This window comes from Reyranella sp. (assembly GCF_030651995.1).
Lineage (GTDB): Bacteria > Pseudomonadota > Alphaproteobacteria > Reyranellales > Reyranellaceae > Reyranella.
Genome location: NZ_JAUSBN010000073.1, coordinates 80,034 through 95,041, shown reverse-complemented (window position 1 = coordinate 95,041; position 15,008 = coordinate 80,034). Strand labels below are relative to the sequence as shown.

The 15,008-nt window shown below is 68.1% G+C and carries 17 protein-coding genes; 10 read left to right on the top strand and 7 right to left on the bottom strand.

The features are described 5' to 3' along the window. The first annotated feature begins 47 nt into the window (after window positions 1–47). Together Q7V45_RS23250 and Q7V45_RS23245 are read left to right on the top strand one after the other, a co-directional pair. Window positions 48–1,559 carry a hypothetical protein gene (locus Q7V45_RS23250; RefSeq protein WP_304856632.1) on the top strand — a complete coding sequence of 504 codons (1,512 nt, stop codon included), beginning with the start codon at window positions 48–50 and terminating at the stop codon, window positions 1,557–1,559. Between the two features lie 264 nt (window positions 1,560–1,823). Further along, on the top strand, window positions 1,824–2,543 hold the full coding sequence (locus tag Q7V45_RS23245) for a DJ-1/PfpI family protein (protein WP_304856631.1): 720 nt from the start codon (window positions 1,824–1,826) through the stop codon (window positions 2,541–2,543). Between the two features lie 44 nt (window positions 2,544–2,587). Here the strand turns inward: Q7V45_RS23245 and nhaA are convergent, their stop codons facing one another. Continuing rightward, window positions 2,588–3,787: a Na+/H+ antiporter NhaA gene (gene nhaA, locus Q7V45_RS23240; protein ID WP_304856629.1), complete on the bottom strand. Its 1,200-nt coding sequence runs from the start codon at window positions 3,785–3,787 to the stop codon at window positions 2,588–2,590. 222 nt (window positions 3,788–4,009) lie between these two features. On the opposite strand from nhaA, the gene Q7V45_RS23235 reads away from it, so the two are divergent. Continuing rightward, complete coding sequence (locus Q7V45_RS23235; RefSeq protein WP_304856627.1) at window positions 4,010–4,504, top strand: hypothetical protein; 495 nt, start codon at window positions 4,010–4,012, stop codon at window positions 4,502–4,504. Between the two features lie 22 nt (window positions 4,505–4,526). Beyond that, window positions 4,527–5,300: a hypothetical protein gene (locus Q7V45_RS23230; protein WP_304856625.1), complete on the top strand. Its 774-nt coding sequence runs from the start codon at window positions 4,527–4,529 to the stop codon at window positions 5,298–5,300. 39 nt (window positions 5,301–5,339) lie between these two features. Here the strand turns inward: Q7V45_RS23230 and Q7V45_RS23225 are convergent, their stop codons facing one another. The 3 genes from Q7V45_RS23225 to Q7V45_RS23215 all read right to left on the bottom strand — a co-directional run bounded on the left by Q7V45_RS23225 (window position 5,340) and on the right by Q7V45_RS23215 (window position 7,284). Then, window positions 5,340–5,540, bottom strand: a complete 201-nt coding sequence (locus Q7V45_RS23225) for a hypothetical protein (RefSeq protein WP_295140483.1) — start codon at window positions 5,538–5,540, stop codon at window positions 5,340–5,342. A gap of 370 nt (window positions 5,541–5,910) precedes the next feature. Continuing rightward, window positions 5,911–6,276, bottom strand: coding sequence for a hypothetical protein (locus Q7V45_RS23220; RefSeq protein ID WP_304856621.1), 366 nt, complete (start codon window positions 6,274–6,276; stop codon window positions 5,911–5,913). Between the two features lie 102 nt (window positions 6,277–6,378). Then, window positions 6,379–7,284, bottom strand: a complete 906-nt coding sequence (locus Q7V45_RS23215) for a LysR family transcriptional regulator (protein WP_304856619.1) — start codon at window positions 7,282–7,284, stop codon at window positions 6,379–6,381. Window positions 7,285–7,392: 108 nt separating this feature from the next. Between Q7V45_RS23215 and Q7V45_RS23210 the strand changes: the two genes are divergently transcribed. Together Q7V45_RS23210 and Q7V45_RS23205 are read left to right on the top strand one after the other, a co-directional pair. Then, a complete protein-coding gene (locus Q7V45_RS23210) occupies window positions 7,393–7,716 on the top strand; it encodes a nuclear transport factor 2 family protein (RefSeq protein WP_304856618.1) in 324 nt (107 codons plus the stop codon). Beyond that, window positions 7,713–8,492 carry an SDR family oxidoreductase gene (locus Q7V45_RS23205; RefSeq protein WP_304856616.1) on the top strand — a complete coding sequence of 260 codons (780 nt, stop codon included), beginning with the start codon at window positions 7,713–7,715 and terminating at the stop codon, window positions 8,490–8,492. The genes Q7V45_RS23210 and Q7V45_RS23205 overlap by 4 nt, the downstream gene beginning before the upstream one ends. On the opposite strand, the gene Q7V45_RS23200 is transcribed toward Q7V45_RS23205, so the two are convergent. Beyond that, window positions 8,493–10,004, bottom strand: coding sequence for a M81 family metallopeptidase (locus Q7V45_RS23200; RefSeq protein WP_304856614.1), 1,512 nt, complete (start codon window positions 10,002–10,004; stop codon window positions 8,493–8,495). It abuts the gene before it with no gap. Window positions 10,005–10,021: 17 nt separating this feature from the next. Beyond that, the gene (locus Q7V45_RS23195) at window positions 10,022–11,497 is read right to left on the bottom strand and encodes an ABC transporter substrate-binding protein (protein ID WP_304856731.1); all 1,476 of its coding nucleotides are present in this window, start codon (window positions 11,495–11,497) and stop codon (window positions 10,022–10,024) included. A 294-nt stretch (window positions 11,498–11,791) separates the two neighbouring features. Between Q7V45_RS23195 and Q7V45_RS23190 the strand changes: the two genes are divergently transcribed. Further along, window positions 11,792–12,247, top strand: coding sequence for a YccF domain-containing protein (locus Q7V45_RS23190; protein WP_304856612.1), 456 nt, complete (start codon window positions 11,792–11,794; stop codon window positions 12,245–12,247). Window positions 12,248–12,260: 13 nt separating this feature from the next. Here Q7V45_RS23190 and Q7V45_RS23185 read toward each other — a convergent pair whose 3' ends face one another. Continuing rightward, on the bottom strand, window positions 12,261–12,446 hold the full coding sequence (locus tag Q7V45_RS23185) for a hypothetical protein (protein WP_304856610.1): 186 nt from the start codon (window positions 12,444–12,446) through the stop codon (window positions 12,261–12,263). A gap of 203 nt (window positions 12,447–12,649) precedes the next feature. On the opposite strand from Q7V45_RS23185, the gene Q7V45_RS23180 reads away from it, so the two are divergent. Genes Q7V45_RS23180 through Q7V45_RS23170 form a run of 3 tightly spaced genes read left to right on the top strand, consistent with a single transcriptional unit; the run spans window position 12,650 to window position 15,005 of the window. Further along, a complete protein-coding gene (locus Q7V45_RS23180) occupies window positions 12,650–12,772 on the top strand; it encodes a hypothetical protein (protein WP_304856608.1) in 123 nt (40 codons plus the stop codon). Between the two features lie 47 nt (window positions 12,773–12,819). Then, window positions 12,820–13,281, top strand: coding sequence for a hypothetical protein (locus tag Q7V45_RS23175; protein ID WP_304856607.1), 462 nt, complete (start codon window positions 12,820–12,822; stop codon window positions 13,279–13,281). 50 nt (window positions 13,282–13,331) lie between these two features. After that, window positions 13,332–15,005, top strand: a complete 1,674-nt coding sequence (locus Q7V45_RS23170) for an efflux RND transporter periplasmic adaptor subunit (RefSeq protein WP_304856605.1) — start codon at window positions 13,332–13,334, stop codon at window positions 15,003–15,005. Window positions 15,006–15,008 lie beyond the last annotated feature (3 nt).

Below are 15,008 nucleotides of genomic sequence, written 5' to 3'. Positions count from 1 at the left end.
CCCTAGAACGGCCTGCCCGGGGAGCATCACCAGCAGAGGACAAGCCCTTGAACGGTCGAACGATGGCGAATGCCATCATGATGTCCGTCTCCATCCTGATCGGATTGATCTTCGCCGAAGGCGCCGCGCGCGTGCTGGCGGGATTGCCCCTCACCCAGCTCGAGCTGCCCGTCCGCCGGGTGAACATCGGCAACGACACGACGGCCGATCGCCTCGACGACGTGCCGCGCGCGGCCTCGGTGGAGCGCGCGTGGTTCTTCAGCGATCCGCCGCCGCTGCCCAACCGCAAGCCGGTGCCGCCCGAGGCAATGGAGCTCGACCGTGCGCTGCAGAAGGCGGGCACGCCGTTCCAATCCCCGGAAGCCTTCAAGATCTGGAACTCCGTGCTCGTGGGCGATCCCTGCAAGAGTCCGTTCTTCGCCAACGCGCCGGGATCACTCGAACTCTTTGATCCCGAGGACGGCAAGCCCAACCCGCCCTTCCGCTTCAGGCCGAACACCACCTCGCCGATCGGACTGGTGACCAACCAGCTGGGCTGGCGCGGGGCGCCGATCGATTTCGCGCGCGCGCCGAAGACGATCCGCATCGTCTTCGCCGGCGCCTCGACGACGGCGGACACGCACCAGATGCCCTACTCCTATCCGGAGTTCATCGCGCACTGGCTCAACCTGTGGGCCGCGAAGAACCGGCCCGACCTCAGGATCGAAGTCGCCAGCGCGGCGCGGGAATCCATCAACTCGGAGGGAATAGAGTCGATCGTCCGCACCGAGATCGTGCCGGCGCGACCCGACCTGGTGATCTATCACGAGGGCGGCAACCAGTTCAGGCTGGAGAGCCTGGTCGCGTCGATGCCCCAGGGCGAGAAGCCGCAGCCGCTCAAGCCTCGCGAACCGCCGGGGCCCGCCTGGCTCAACGTGCTCGCGCGCTACTCCGACATCGTGCGCCGCATCCAGACGCTGCGCGCCTCCGACGAGCTGCCGTCCACGGGGCTGGAGGCGCCGAAGCCCGACTACCGGCTCACCTGGCCAAAGGACCTCTCCGAGACCGATCCCGACATCGCCCGCAAGGACCTGCCGGTATCGCTCACCCAGATCCTGGGCGACCTCGACCGGATCCAGGCCGACCTGAAGCCCATCGACGCCGAGCTCGCGGTCACTTCGTTCCTGTGGATGGTGAAGGATGGGTTGAAGCTCGACCCCGTCCGCAACCGCATGACCTGGGACTATCTGAATCTCTACATGTACCCGTGGCGCTATCGCGACCTCGAGCGGCTGGCGAACTTCCAGAACCGGGTGCTGAAGAAGTACACGCAGGAACGCGGCATCGATTTCATCGATGTCGCCGGCACGATGCCCTTTGATCCCGACCTCTATGCCGACGGAGTCCACACGACCTACCCCGGCACGCGCATGAAGGGCTGGGTGATCCTGCAGCAGCTCGTGCCCCTGATCGAGGCGCGCCTGAAGTCGGGCGCCTGGCCGAAGCCGCAGCCCGCGATGGACAGCTCTCCGCCCTGGTTCAGGACGCCGCCCCGCCGCATCGAGGTCAACTGCCGGTAGCGAGGCGCGACCGAGGCGCGGCCCCGCAGGCGGCCGTGTGACCGTCATGATGCTGACACGGCCGGCCTGGAAGCTGGTGGATTCAATCAGGCCGTGAGACACCATTCGTATCGTCGAGCGGGCGCAGGTGCGCAGCGGTACGCTGCTTTGACTCCCTCCGCCGCGATGTTAGCGTCCGCCGCGTCAATGGTGACGATCTTGGGGTTACCGGTGGGGAGACTCTCTCCCCCCGGTGCATTCGGGGGAAGATGGATGACGAATAGGATGACGGACCTGAGCATCGCTCTGGTCATGTTCGACGGCGCCGAGGAACAGGATGTGGTGGGCCCGTATGAGATGTTCTGGTGGGGCACCACTTTCGACAATCATCCTGAAGCCCAGGACATGACCGAGGCGGATTTCAGCTACACCTTCAACACCAACGCCACTTCCCGGCGACTGCCGAACGTGTTCACGGTGGCCCCGACGACGGCGCCGATCACGATGTCGTCGGGCATGCGGTTCCTGGCCGATTACAGTTTCGACAACGTGCCGGCGGCCAATGTCGTCGTCGTGCCCGGCGGCGAAGGCGCCCGGGCCACCGAGGCGCTGCGGGCCAACGGAACGCTCGACTATATCCGCAAAGTGGCGACGCAAGCGGACTGCAAGTACGTCATGTCGGTGTGCACGGGCTCGTTCGTGCTGGGACATGCCGGCCTGCTCGACGGCGTGCACTGCACGACCTACATGAACCAGTACAACAGGTTCGAACACGAGCTTCCGGCCGCAAAGCTGGTGCGCAACACCAGCATCAATTTCGTGCAGGACGGCAAGCATCTCACCAGCAACGGCCCCTGCTCCGGCCTCGCCACGTCGCTGCGGCTGGTCGAGGATCACGTCGGCACGCGCAAGAAGGACAAGCTGAGGGAACTGCTCTCCTTCGTCTATCCGACGGCCGAGGGGCTGATCCTGAAGGACGGCACGCTGGTCGAGCACAACGTCTGAATCGGAGGCGACCAGGCCGCGACCTTCACGGGTCGCGGCCGGTTTCAGAAAGCCCTCGCCTCGGCACCGCCCGGCTTCGGGCTCAGCATCAGGACCAGGGCCCCGAGCGCCGCCGCGACGAGCGAGCCCAGCAGAATGCCGATCTTGACGCCGTCCTGCAGAGCCGGATTGTCGGGGAAGGCGAGCAGGCCGATGAACAGGCTCATCGTGAAGCCGATGCCGCAGAGCAGCGCCACGCCCAGCACGTGCAGCGGCGCCGCGCCGACCGGTGCGTCGGCCCAACCGAGCTTCACGGTCGCGAGCGCGGTGCCGTAGACGCCGATCACCTTGCCGACGACCAGCCCGCCCGCGACGCCGAGCGTCAGCGGATCGATCAAGGCACCCGCATCGAAACCAGCGAGGGACACGCCTGCATTGGCGAAGCCGAATATGGGAATGATGACGAACGGCACGACCTTGATCAGCGCATGCTCGAGCCGGTGCAGCGGCGAGCCGGCCGCCGGCTCGCGCCGGCCGGCCACCGGGCGTCCGATCGGGATGGTGAGCGCGAGGGCGACGCCCGCGACCGTCGCATGGACGCCCGACAGCAGCACCAGCACCCACAAGCCGACACCCAGCAGCAGGTAGGGCCACAGCACCCGCACCCTCAGCCGGTTGAGCGTCAGCAGCGCCACCAGCACGGCGGCCGCGCCCCCCAGGGCCGCGAGGTCGAGATTGCCGGTGTAGAAGACCGCGATGATCAGCACGGCGCCAAGATCGTCGATGATCGCCAGCGCCGTCAGGAACACCTTCATCGAGGCCGGCACCCGGTTGCCGAACAGCGAGAGCACGCCCAGCGCGAAGGCGATGTCGGTCGCGGTGGGAATCGCCCAGCCGCGAATCACCTCGCCGTTGTTCCAGTTGAGCGACGCGAAGATCAGCGCCGGGACGGCCATGCCGCCGGCGGCGCAGAGGCCGGGCAGGATGCGCCGCGACCAGGTCGAGAGCTGGCCATCGACGATCTCGCGCTTGATCTCCAGCCCGACCAGCAGGAAGAATACCGCCATGAGCGCATCGTTGATCCAGTGCGACACACTTAGCGGACCGGCATAGGTCTTGAGCACCGTGAAATAAACGGCCGCCAGCGGTGAATTGGCGACGATCAGCGCCAGCGCAGCGGCCACCATGAGCACGATACCGCCTGACGCTTCGCTGTCGATGAAGCGGCGCAACAGGCTGGGACGCACGTGGGGATTGCGGGTCATGGGTCTCGCACGGAACAGGGACCGCTGGCGGCCCGACCAGCGCTAGTCCCTGCCCGCGCCGAAGTGCGAACACCCGCGTTTCTTCTGGCCCATCATGCGCGGGAGGGCAATAGGGTCCGTCCCCCTGCGTGCGCGTGCAAAATCCTGCAATATAGTAGCGTTAGAAAATGAGGTTAGTTCCTCGCGGTCGAGGGATCGTGCTTGCGCTTGCGGGAGTTCGCGATGGTCGGGCGTAGATGGGGCCTTCTGGTCGCAGGATCGATGATGGCCGTGTTGGGACCAGGAGCGCCCGCGGTGGCGCAGACGAAGAAGATCGGCACCTTCGGCGGCTGGGAGATCAGCATCGTCCACGACAAGGGCAAGTTCGCACGCTGCGTGGCCGACACGACGGGGCCGAACAATGAAGGGCTGCGGATGAGCTTCGGCGACGACGGACGGCGCCACTTCATCCTGCCGGGCCCCGGCACGAGCGGCGCCACGGACGAGGCCGTGATCGTTTTCAGGCCCAGCGGCAAGCGCTTCACCTTCAGGATGGCCCAGCGATCGCCCGACCGGCTGTGGAGCCCGGTCCTGGAAAACAGTTTCACCGACATGTTCTTCGAATCGAAGCGGATGGAGGTGCAGCTCCCCGCACGCAACGTGAAGCGCAGCTTCGACCTCGGCGATCCCGAAACGATGAGCGCGCGGATCGACGGCTGCATGACGTCCCACCAGTAAACGACGACGGAACCGAACGACGATGCGCAAAGACCTGCTTTCCCTGGCGGCGATGCTCGCCCTGCTCGCTGCTCCCGCTGTGGCCCAGGCCGAACCGGGCGACGCCACCTTTTGCCAGCAATATGCGGCGACGGCGGCGACGGCAGCCAAGGACGCGATAGCGATCAATCCGGCCTGCCAGGATTTCAGCAAGGGCGTGCATGCCGTCACCAAGATGCATGTCGACTGGTGCCTGAAGACCGACCGCACGGACGTCGAGGGCGCCTCGGCGCACATCCGCCGGCTTGCCAGCCGCTGCACCAACGGCCAGCTGGCGGCCCCCAACGGCTATGGCGGCTACGACATCGTCGGCAACGACAGGTTCGAACGGCCGTACGGCGAGGCCGGCCCCTGGCTGATCCGCGCCGCGCGCAGCGGCCAGACCTTCATGTACTGCGTGGCCCTATCCAAGGCCGGCGGCCGCCGGGTTCGTATCGGCGTCGACCTCGTGCAGCCGGGCGACTCGCGGCAGTGGCAGGTGGCGGTGCCGATGAAGGGCCCGAAGGACTGGGACGGTTCCTTCCAGATCGACGGCAAGGGCTTCGGCAACGGCGGCGGCAACCAGTTGAGCGGAGTCGGGGTCGGCGGCTGGAGCATCGCCTGGTTGGGCGAGGCCGAACTCTCGGGGCTCCGCAAGGGTGGACGCGAAGGCCTGGTGGGCGTCGAGACGCAGGATTACGAGTTCCCGCTCGAGGGCGTCGCCGCGGCAATCCACCAGCTCGACGAATACCGCAAGAAGCGCGGCCTCGGCGGCTGATCCGCGCCGCCCCTTCGGAGAGAGAGGGGCTATGCCGCCTCAGGCGTGGCGCAAGGTGCCGCGCAACTGCTCGACGGTGGACTGTGCCGCCACGATGCGGCCCATCAGGTTGACCCTCCGGATCACCAGGCTGGTGTTGCGCGGATTGACGTTCAGCGCCTTCGACAGATCGTTGAGATCGTCGCGGAGTCGATTGAGGTTGGTCTCGAGCTCGGCAAGCTTCCTGTCGTCCCTGCGCACCGGTACCCTCGCAAAAACAGCTGTCTGCAGGATATCACGAGGCAGCGGGGCGCCGGCGTGGCGACGGGCCGCTCCTTTTGTATCAATGGTACGCGGTGCAGGATGCGAGCCAGTGCAGCCTGGCTTCGAAGCCCCCCCTCCGGAGCAGGGCAATCGCGCTCGGCCTCAAAGACCGTGGTAGTTGGCGATTCGAATGAGACGAAAGGTCCCGCATTCGTTCGGGACGACAATTTTATTGAGGTTTGCGCAGTGCGCCGATCAAACAGACGATGTCAGCGCCAGCGAAGTGAGGGACCTTTTCCTCATATGCGAGAGCCCTACTCTCGCGAGTGACGGGAGTTTGTTGTAATCCCTGACGCCGCCCCTCGCCCTATTCGACGGGGCGAACCTTCCGGGGCGGCATGGACTGCGCGATTTTGAACTCCTTCCGGAGTTCGGGGATCGTCAGCATTCCCGGGCGCAGCAGCAGGCGGGCGACGCCGGAGTTGCGGCGGTTTTCCTCGGGCCAGATCGCACGGCGCGCCAGCGCCCGGGAGTCATCGTACTTTCCCGCACGCAGCGCGATGATCGACGCGGCGAGGCAGCGCTGCTCCCATTCGCCGAACGCGCCGACGCCGAGCTCCAGCGCGTCGAGGATCTTGGAGATGGCGTCGATGGCCATCGCCTTCTTGTCTTCGGAAGCCAGCCCTTCGGACGAGAGGGCGAGCGATTTGCGGAGGGTTTCGATATCGGACATCGGCGTTTCCTAACCCATATGGCGCGGCTGCGCATGAGGTGTGATGTCTCGTCCGTCACCGGCCGTCTCGCGCCGGCCTGCAAAAAAGACGAGAGCCGCCGTTCACGATCTCGCCGTCCGGCCGAGTTCACGGGCCAGACCGACGAATTCCTTGAGGGCGGCGGAGGGATTGCGCCGGCCGGGATAATAGAGGCAGAGGTCGGCGATCGGCGGTGTCCAGTCGTCGAGCACGCGCACGAGGCGGCCGGCGGCGATGTCGTTGCGCACATCCTGCTCCAGAAAGAAGCCTATGCCCACCCCTTGCAGCACCGCCATGCGGGCAAGGCTGGCCTCGTCCAGGGTGATCGGCCCGTTTACGTCGACCAGAAGCGTTTCCCCTCGCTTCTCGAAATGCCACCGCAACAGCGCGCCGTCGGGCAGGCGGGTGCGGAGGCAGCGATGCCGGCCGAGATCCATCGGCGCGCGCGGCGTGCCGTGCTGGCTGAAATAGGCCGGGGACGCCACGACGGCATGTCGCTGCGGCCGGCCGAGCGGGACGGCGATCATGTCGGCGGGCACCAGATCCGCGCGGCGCACGCCGAGGTCGAAGCCGTCGGCCACGATGTCGACCAGCCGTCCCTCGGTCACGAGGTCGACATGCACCGCGGGGTGCCGGCGCAGGAATTCCAGGACCAGCGGCGCCATGATTTCGCGCGCGCCCGACGCGAAGGCGTTGATGCGCAGCGTTCCGGAGGGCGTCGCCTGCTGGGCGCGGACCGCCTCCATCGCGCCGTGCAGGTCGCGCAGGGCCGGCCCCGCCTGTTCGACGAAGGCGCGGCCGGCGTCGGTGAGCGAGACGCTACGCGTCGTCCGGTTGAACAGACGCACGCCCACCCTCGTTTCGAGCTTCGCCACGGCATTGCTCAGCGCCGTCGTCGACAGGCCGAGCGCCCGGGCGGCGCCGCGGAACGAGCCCTCACGCGCGACGGCGAGGGCGGCGTCGAACTCGCCCAGCCCAACCCCGTTCACTCCTGTTTGTCCCGACTTTCGTAACGCCTCATCCCTCTTTGTCCCACTTATCGGGATTGCCGTACAGGCCTACTTCGAGCGGGACAGCACACGCGGAAGGAAGCGATCATGAACCTGCCAGCCCCCGTCAAAGCCTTCTTCGACGCCGACAAGGGCCCGCCCGATACGGCTCCCCTCGATGCCTTCGCGTCAGACGCCGTCGTCGAGGACGAAGGCCGCACGCATGCTGGCCCCGAAGCCATCGGGGCGTGGTGGCGCGCGGCCAAGGCACAGTACCGCCACAGGGCCGAGCCGTGCGAGATCCGCGAAGCGCAGGATCGCACCCTCATCCGCGCCAGGGTCACCGGACAGTTTCCCGGCAGCCCGGCCCTGCTCACCTTCGCCTTCCGGCTCGTGGACGGGCGCATCGCAGCCCTGAGGATCGGCGCATGAGCGGCTTCCTCCAGCTCGAGGGCAAGCGGGTGCTGATCACCTCGGGCACGCGCGGCGCCGGCGCGGCGACCGTCGCGCTCTTCTCCGACCTCGGCGCGCGCGTGCTGACGACGGCGCGCTCGCGACCAGCCGAGATGCCGGAGTCGATGTTCGTCGCCGCCGATCTCACGACCGCGCAGGGCTGCGCCGACCTTGCCGCCGTCGCGCGCGAGCGCCTGGGCGAGATCGACATCCTCGTCCACATGCTGGGAGGCTCGCGCGCGCCGGCCGGCGGCTTCGCGGCGCTGGGCGATGCCGACTGGGTCCGGGAGATCGACCTCAACCTGATACCCGCCGTGCGGCTCGACCGCGCGCTGCTGCCCGCCATGGTCGAACGGAGACGCGGCGTGGTCATCCATGTCACCTCGATCCAGCGCGCCCTGCCGCTGCCCGACGCGACGACCGCCTACGCCGCCGCCAAGGCCGCGCTCTCCACCTACAGCAAGAGCCTCTCGAAGGAGGTCTCGCCCAAAGGCGTACGCGTTGTGCGCGTGTCGCCGGGCTGGATCGAGACCGAAGCCGCCGTGCGGCTGACCGACCGGATCGCCCGCGACGCCGGCGTGGACCGCGACGGCGGCAAGGCGATCGTCATGAAGGCGCTGGGCGGCATCCCCCTCGGCCGGCCCTCGACGCCGGCAGAGGTCGCGAACCTCATCGCCTTCCTCGCCTCCGACCGCGCCGCCAGCATCACCGGCACGGAATACGTCATCGACGGCGGCACGATCCCGACGGTTTGACTATCCGGCCAGCGGATCCTCGACCGGGTCGAGCGGCCAGATCGGGCGGCGCAGCTTGGCGTAGGTGAAGCGCGAGGCGTCGGTCGAGCAGAGGCCGCCGGCATCGACCAGCATCACCTCGCGCGCGACCGGCCCGAAGGCGGCGCGGAAATGCTGCGAGCTCTTCACCACCAGCACGTTGCGGGCGAGCGGATCGATGCCCTGGCTGAGGAAGACCTGCAGGTCGATCGTGTGCATGCGCGTCGAGGTCGTCACGACGTCGAGGCTGTCGCCGAGCCGCAGCACGGCGGTCGCGCCCAGCGCCACCTGGACGCCGGCGTTCATCGGCCCGTCGTTGCGGAAGTTGCCGTCGGAGAGATGCCGCACCTCGGCCGTCGTCCGCACCGGCGCGCCGAGCGACGGATCGGTATGGCCGCCCAGCGCCACCTCGATGCGCGCGCCGACGCCCGCCTTCAGCGCCTGCCGCACCGTGCCGGGATCGTAGATCGTGCCGACCGCCACGTTGGGGACGCCGGCCTCGAGCAGCGCACGCAGGAGATTGGGTGCATCGTTATAGCCGCCGCCGCCGGGATTGTCGGTGCCCTCGGCCAGCACCAGCGGTCGGTCGCCGCCGCGGCGCACGGCCGCCACCGCCTCTTCGATCGAGCGGTAGGACGAGGAGAACTCGTTGCGGCGCGCCCACATCTCGGCGATCAGCGCCTCGGCCGCCTGCTGGGCGGCAGCTTCCGCGCCCGGCTCATGGCTGACGGCGATCGACGGGCCGGCCCATGGGATGTCCGACCAGGTGAAACCCACCTGGATCGACACCACGTGCAGCCCCGGCTGCTTCTCGAAGGCTTCGGCGCGGGCCAGCAGGTCACGCATGATGCCGGGCTGCGTCGTGCGGCCGTGATCGGCGCCCTTCAGCATCGCCGGCTGCACCAGCAGGCAGCGCGGCCGCTTCCATCCCTGCAGCGCGTCCTCGACCAGTTGCGCGGCCTGGACCGCGCGCTCGTAGCCGTCGACATGCGGATAGGTGCGGTAGCTCACCAGCGCATTGGCATGCCGCGCCATCCGCCCGGTGGCGTTGGCGTGCAGGTCAAGGGTCGCGACCACCGGCACGTCGGGACCGACCACACCGCGCACCGACTCGAGCAGCGCGCCCTCTGCATCGTCCTCGGTCTCGCTCACCATGGCGCCGTGCAGCGACAGGCAGACCGCATCGACCGGGCCCTTGCCGTCACGGCCGCCGCGCGCCGCGTCGAGGATAAGGTCGCGGATATGCTCCCAGGCTTCGCGCGTGAGCGGCCCCGAGGGAATGGTGTTGGCGGCCACGCCCCACACCGGCTCCCAGCCGTGAGTCTGCGCGGCGTCGATGAAGCCACCCAGCTCGTTCCGCGTGCCGGTGAAGTTGGGCACGATCGCCGGGCCCTCGACCAGGCGCTGGCGGCGATAATCCTCCAGCGTGGTCGCCAACTTCGAGAAGGTGTTGGTCTCGTGCATGAACTGCGCGATCAGGACCCGGCTCGCCATGTCGGAACGCTCCCGCCCTACCGCTTCTCGACGTTCCAGAAGACCGTCACCGGCGAGATGACGTTGCCGGTCACGTTCTTGCGGCGCGCCATCGCGCTCGTGTACTGGCCGAGGAAGGCATGTGTCGGCACCTCGGCGGCGCGCAGCTGGATCTTCTCCACGATCTCCTTGCGCCTGGCCTCGTCGGGCTCGTCGGCGAAGGCGCTGCGCAGCCGCACCAGCTCCTCGTCGCACGGCCAGCCGAACGGGGCCTTGTCGCAGGTCGCCACGATGAAGCCCAGCGCCAGCGGATCGAGCGCATCCGGCGCCGAGGTCGAGGTGATCAGCACGTTCCAGCCGCCCTTGTCCGGCGGGTCCTTCTTGGCACGGCGGGCGACCAGCGTCTGCCAGTCCATCGACTGCATGTCGACCTTCATGCCGGCCTTCTCCATCAGCGATTTGGCGATCGGCGCCATGTTGGCGAGCGCATAGAGGTCGGTCGAATGCAGCAGCACGACCGGCGTGTTGTCGTAGCCGCCCTCGGCCAGCAGCTGCTTCGCCTTGGCGAAGTCGCTCTCGTACTTGTCCTCGAAGCCCACCGTCGTCTCGTAGGGGCCGCCGCAGATGAACATGGCCTTGCAGACCTGGTAGAACTGCGGGTCGCCAACCACGCCGTCGAGGAAGTCCTTCTGGTTCAGGGCGTAGAGCATCGCCTGCCGGTTCTTCGCGTTGTCGAACGGCTTGTGCAGTTGGTTGAAGCGATAGATGTACTGGCTGCCCCACTTGCTGGGATTGATCAGCTCGGCGTTGCGGTCCTTCTTCAGCAGCGGATAGAGGTCGTGCTGCGGCGCCTCGATGATGTCGATCTCGCCGGCCTGCAGCGCGCTCACCGCGGTCTGCTGGTCGGGCATGGCGATCCACTCGACCCGGTCGACCTTCGCCAGCTTGCCGCCGGCGAGGCCGGAGGCGGGCTCGGGCCGCGGCTTGTATTTGGGGTTCTTCACATAGACCGTCTTGTCGCCGGGCTTCCACTCGTCGGCCTTGAAGATGAACGGGCCCGAACCCACGAACTCCTTGATCTGGTCGTTGGGCGAGGTCTCGGCGACCCGCTTCGGCATGATGAAGGGATTGCCCGAGGGCTTGGACAGCGCCTGCAGCACCACGCCGGTCGGCGACTTGAGCACGAGCTGGAAGGTCTTCGCGTCGATCGCCCTGGCCTCGGAAAGCTTGCCCCAGAGGATCTGGCCCACCGAATCGCGCACCGCCCAGCGCTTGAGCGAGGCCAGCACGTCCTCGGTCGTGACCGGCTGGCCGTCGTGGAACTCGAGCCCGTCGCGCAGGGTGAAGGTCCATGTGAGATTGTCGGGCGTGACGCTCCAGGTCTCGACCATCTGCGGCTTGACCTTGAGGTCGCCGTCGAGCGCGAACAGCGTGTCGTAGACCATGTAGCCGTGGTTGCGCACGATGAAGGCCGAGGTCCAGATCGGATCGAGGATCTTGAGGTCGGAATGCATCACCACGCGCAGCGTCTTCGGCTGCTGCGCCTCCCGCCGCCGGCAGCATCAGCGCCACCGCGGCCGCCGCCAGCCATCCCATCGTCCGACGTTTCGCCATCCCCGCCTCCGTTGCGTTACAGGTGAAGGAGGCTAGGTCGCCGTCGCGGCGGCTGGAAATTCATTCGTCCTGAAGGTTCATTCCTTCACCTCATGGACGCGGACGACCGGGCGGCGATTGCCACGCGCCCGGCGGGCGAGGCATGTTGGCACCGCGCCGCGCAGCGCCGCGGTCGGCGGAGGGGGAGAGAGTCGATGCGGACCTTGGGCAACATTCTGTGGCACATCCCATTCCTCGGGTTCCTGACAGCGGCCTTCTACTGGCTGCTCGGCCTGCTGCTCACGCTGCTGGTCGTCACTGCGCCGCTCGGGCTCGGGCTGATGGAGTTTGGCAGGTTCCTGCTGGCGCCGTTCGGCAACGAGATGGTGAGCAAGTCGGACCTCGACATGCCGCAGAACCCGCTGTGGCGCGCCTACTCGACCCTGGTGATGATCCTCTACCTGCCGTTCGGCGTGGTGTTCGTGGTCCTCAACGCGATCCAGGTGTTCGCGCTGTGCCTGTCGATCGTCGGCATCCCCGTCGCCCTGGTAATCGCCAAGTCGTTGGGCACCGTGCTCAATCCGGTGAACAAGGTGTGCGTGCCCTCGGAAGTCGCCGAGGAGATGGCGCGCCGGCACGCCCGCGCCGAGATCGACCGGCGCGCCGGCTGAAGCGACGTCGCGATCAGCAGCGAGCGGCGTCCGGCACGGGCGCGTGAGCCCGCGCGCTCGTGAGCTCGTCGGCCCTCTCGCTGGAAATTTCGTCGGACAGCCGCTGCTCGGCAAAGGTGCGTTGCGCCTCGTCGAGCCGGCCTCCGGCCAGTTGCCTCGTCAGGTTCTCGATGTTCTTGCGGCGGATGAAGGCCTGCATGTCATGCGCCTCCCTAGGCTGCACTACCGTTTTCATAGGGCGCTCATATCCAGTTATGCGGCGGCGCGGTGGTCAGGCTGCGGGATCGAGCCAGACCGGCCGCTCAAGTCCCGAAAATTTGATGAATGCGACACCTGCTCCCGTGCGATGAAACGGCGCGCAGGAGTTCGGGTTGCCCGGAAATCGCAACGACGGGAGAGAAAATGCTCAAGACACTGGTTTCTGCCCTCGGGCTGCTGCTCTTTTTCGGCAGCGTCGCCCAAGCGGACTGCTGCGACGAGGCGATGCCCTGCTGCGAGGAGGCGGCGCCCTGCTGCGACGAGTGAATACCTGCCCTTGAATTGCCGCGCCGCACCGTTAGGTTTGCTCTGACATGCCTTTTCGCCGCCTCCTCGCGCCGCTGCTCTGCACCGTGATCCTTGCGTTCACGGCGATTTTTGGCGCGGGCGTGGCAAGCGCGCATCCGGGACATGCCCACGGGGTCGCCAAGGGTGCGGCGCCTGTCTTACAGATCTCGCCTGTCGTCGAGGAGGGCACCGTTCCGGCACCATCCGCGGCAATGAGCATCGAGGCGGTCCCTGAGGCTCTCGCGGCAACGCCCATGAGGTTCGACGTCGCGGTGAACGACAGGCCGGGGCGCGATCTGCCCGGCACCGGCTGCGTTGGCACGTGCTGCGACAATACTCACTGCGGCGGGTGCCTGAAGATTGCATTCGGCAAGGCCTCGCTCCCGGCGCCCCTGCTTGGCGCCTGGCTGCCGGCCTCCGCCCAGGCACGCAGGCTGACCGGCCGGCTCGCCGAAGGTCCGAAAAAGCCCCCCAGAACCTTCATCTGATCTGCCTGCGCGCGCTCCTGCGCGCCGGATCACGATGAAGGATTGCTTTCATGTTTGCCCGTTCTGCGGCCGCGCTCGCGGTGGCCCTGTCGTTCAGCATCTCACCTGCTGGCGCGCATGAGGGACACGACCATGGCGCCGCCCCGCCCGCCGCTTCCGTCGCCGCTGCCCCCGCGGGCGCGCGCGCCGAAGTCGTCGGCACGGCGTTCGAGCTCGTGGCTGTCGCCGAGGGCGCCAGCCTCACGCTCTATCTCGACGCGTTCGCCACCAACGAACCGCTGGGCGGCGCTGACATCACGGTGGAAACGCCCACCGGCCCGGTGAAGGCCACGGAAGACGGCGACCGCTACCGGCTGGATGCGCCTTTCCTGGCCGAGCCCGGCCGGTTCGACCTGATCGCCACGGTCGCCGTCGGTTCCGAACTCGAGATCCTGCCGCTGACGCTGGTGACGACGTCTGCCGCCGCGCCGGCGCGGGCGGCGGGCGCGACCGCTTCGGCCTGGCTCGCCTCGTGGTGGCCGTCCTTGCCGGGCTGGGCGCTCTGGAGCGTCATCCTGCTGGCCGGGGTGGGCGCAGGACTCCTGATCGGCATTGCCGCGGGTCGGCGCGGCGGGCGGGCTGCCGCACTCCTGCTGGCGCTGCCGCTGGCGGTCGCGTGGAGCGAGCGCGCCGAGGCGCACACCGGCCACGATCACGGCGACGGCAAGACCGCGGCGATACCGGTCGCGGGCGAACGGGCGCAGCGGCTGGCGGACGGCACGCTCCATGTGCCCAAGGCGGTTCAGCGGATCTTCGGCGTGCGCACCGTGCTCACCAGCCAGGCCACGTTCCACCGGACGATGGAACTGCCCGGCCGGGTGATCCCCGATCCCAACGCCAGCGGCGTCGTGCAGGCGTCGGTGGGAGGACGGCTGTCGGCGCCGCCGGGAGGCTTCCCGCGCCTCGGCGCTGCGGTGACGAAAGGCGACGTGCTGGCCTATGTCGCGCCGCCGATCCAGCAGATCGACGTCTCCGACATGCGCCAGCGCCAGGGCGAACTCGACCAGCAGATCAGCATCGTCGAGACGCGCCTGGCGCGGTATGCGCGGCTGGTGTCCAGCGGCGCGGTGGCGCGGCAGATGTACGAGGAGACGCAACTCGAGCTGCAGGGCCTCAAGGATCGCCGCACCGCCCTCGACTTCAGCCGCCGCCAGCCCGAGGCGCTGGTCGCACCGGTCGACGGCATCGTGGCCGATGCCAGCCCGGTCGCCGGCCAGATGGCGCAGCCCAACGCCGTCATCTTCCACATCGTCGACCCGACGCGACTGTGGGTGGAGGCGCTGAGCTTCGCCGCGATCACCCCCGTCAGTGCCAGCGCCACGACGGCTGCCGGGCTGAACATCAAACTGGCCTTCCGCGGCTCGGGGTTCGCCGACCGCAGCCAGTCGATCCCGTCCCACTTCGCCATCGAGGGCGACACGAACGGGCTGCGGGCCGGCCAGTTCGTGACGGTGCAGGTCGCGACCGACGAACGGCGCGACGGCGTCGCGGTACCGCGCAGCGCCGTCGCGCGCACCGCCAACGGGCAGGACTTCGTGTTCGAGCACACGGCGCCGGAGCGTTTCGTGCCGCGCCCGGTGCGCGTCGAGCCGCTCGACGGCGGACGCGTGCTGATCGTCTCAGGCGCCGGTGCGGGACAGCGGATCGTGACGCAGGGCGCCGACCTGCTGGACCACGTGCGCTAGGGG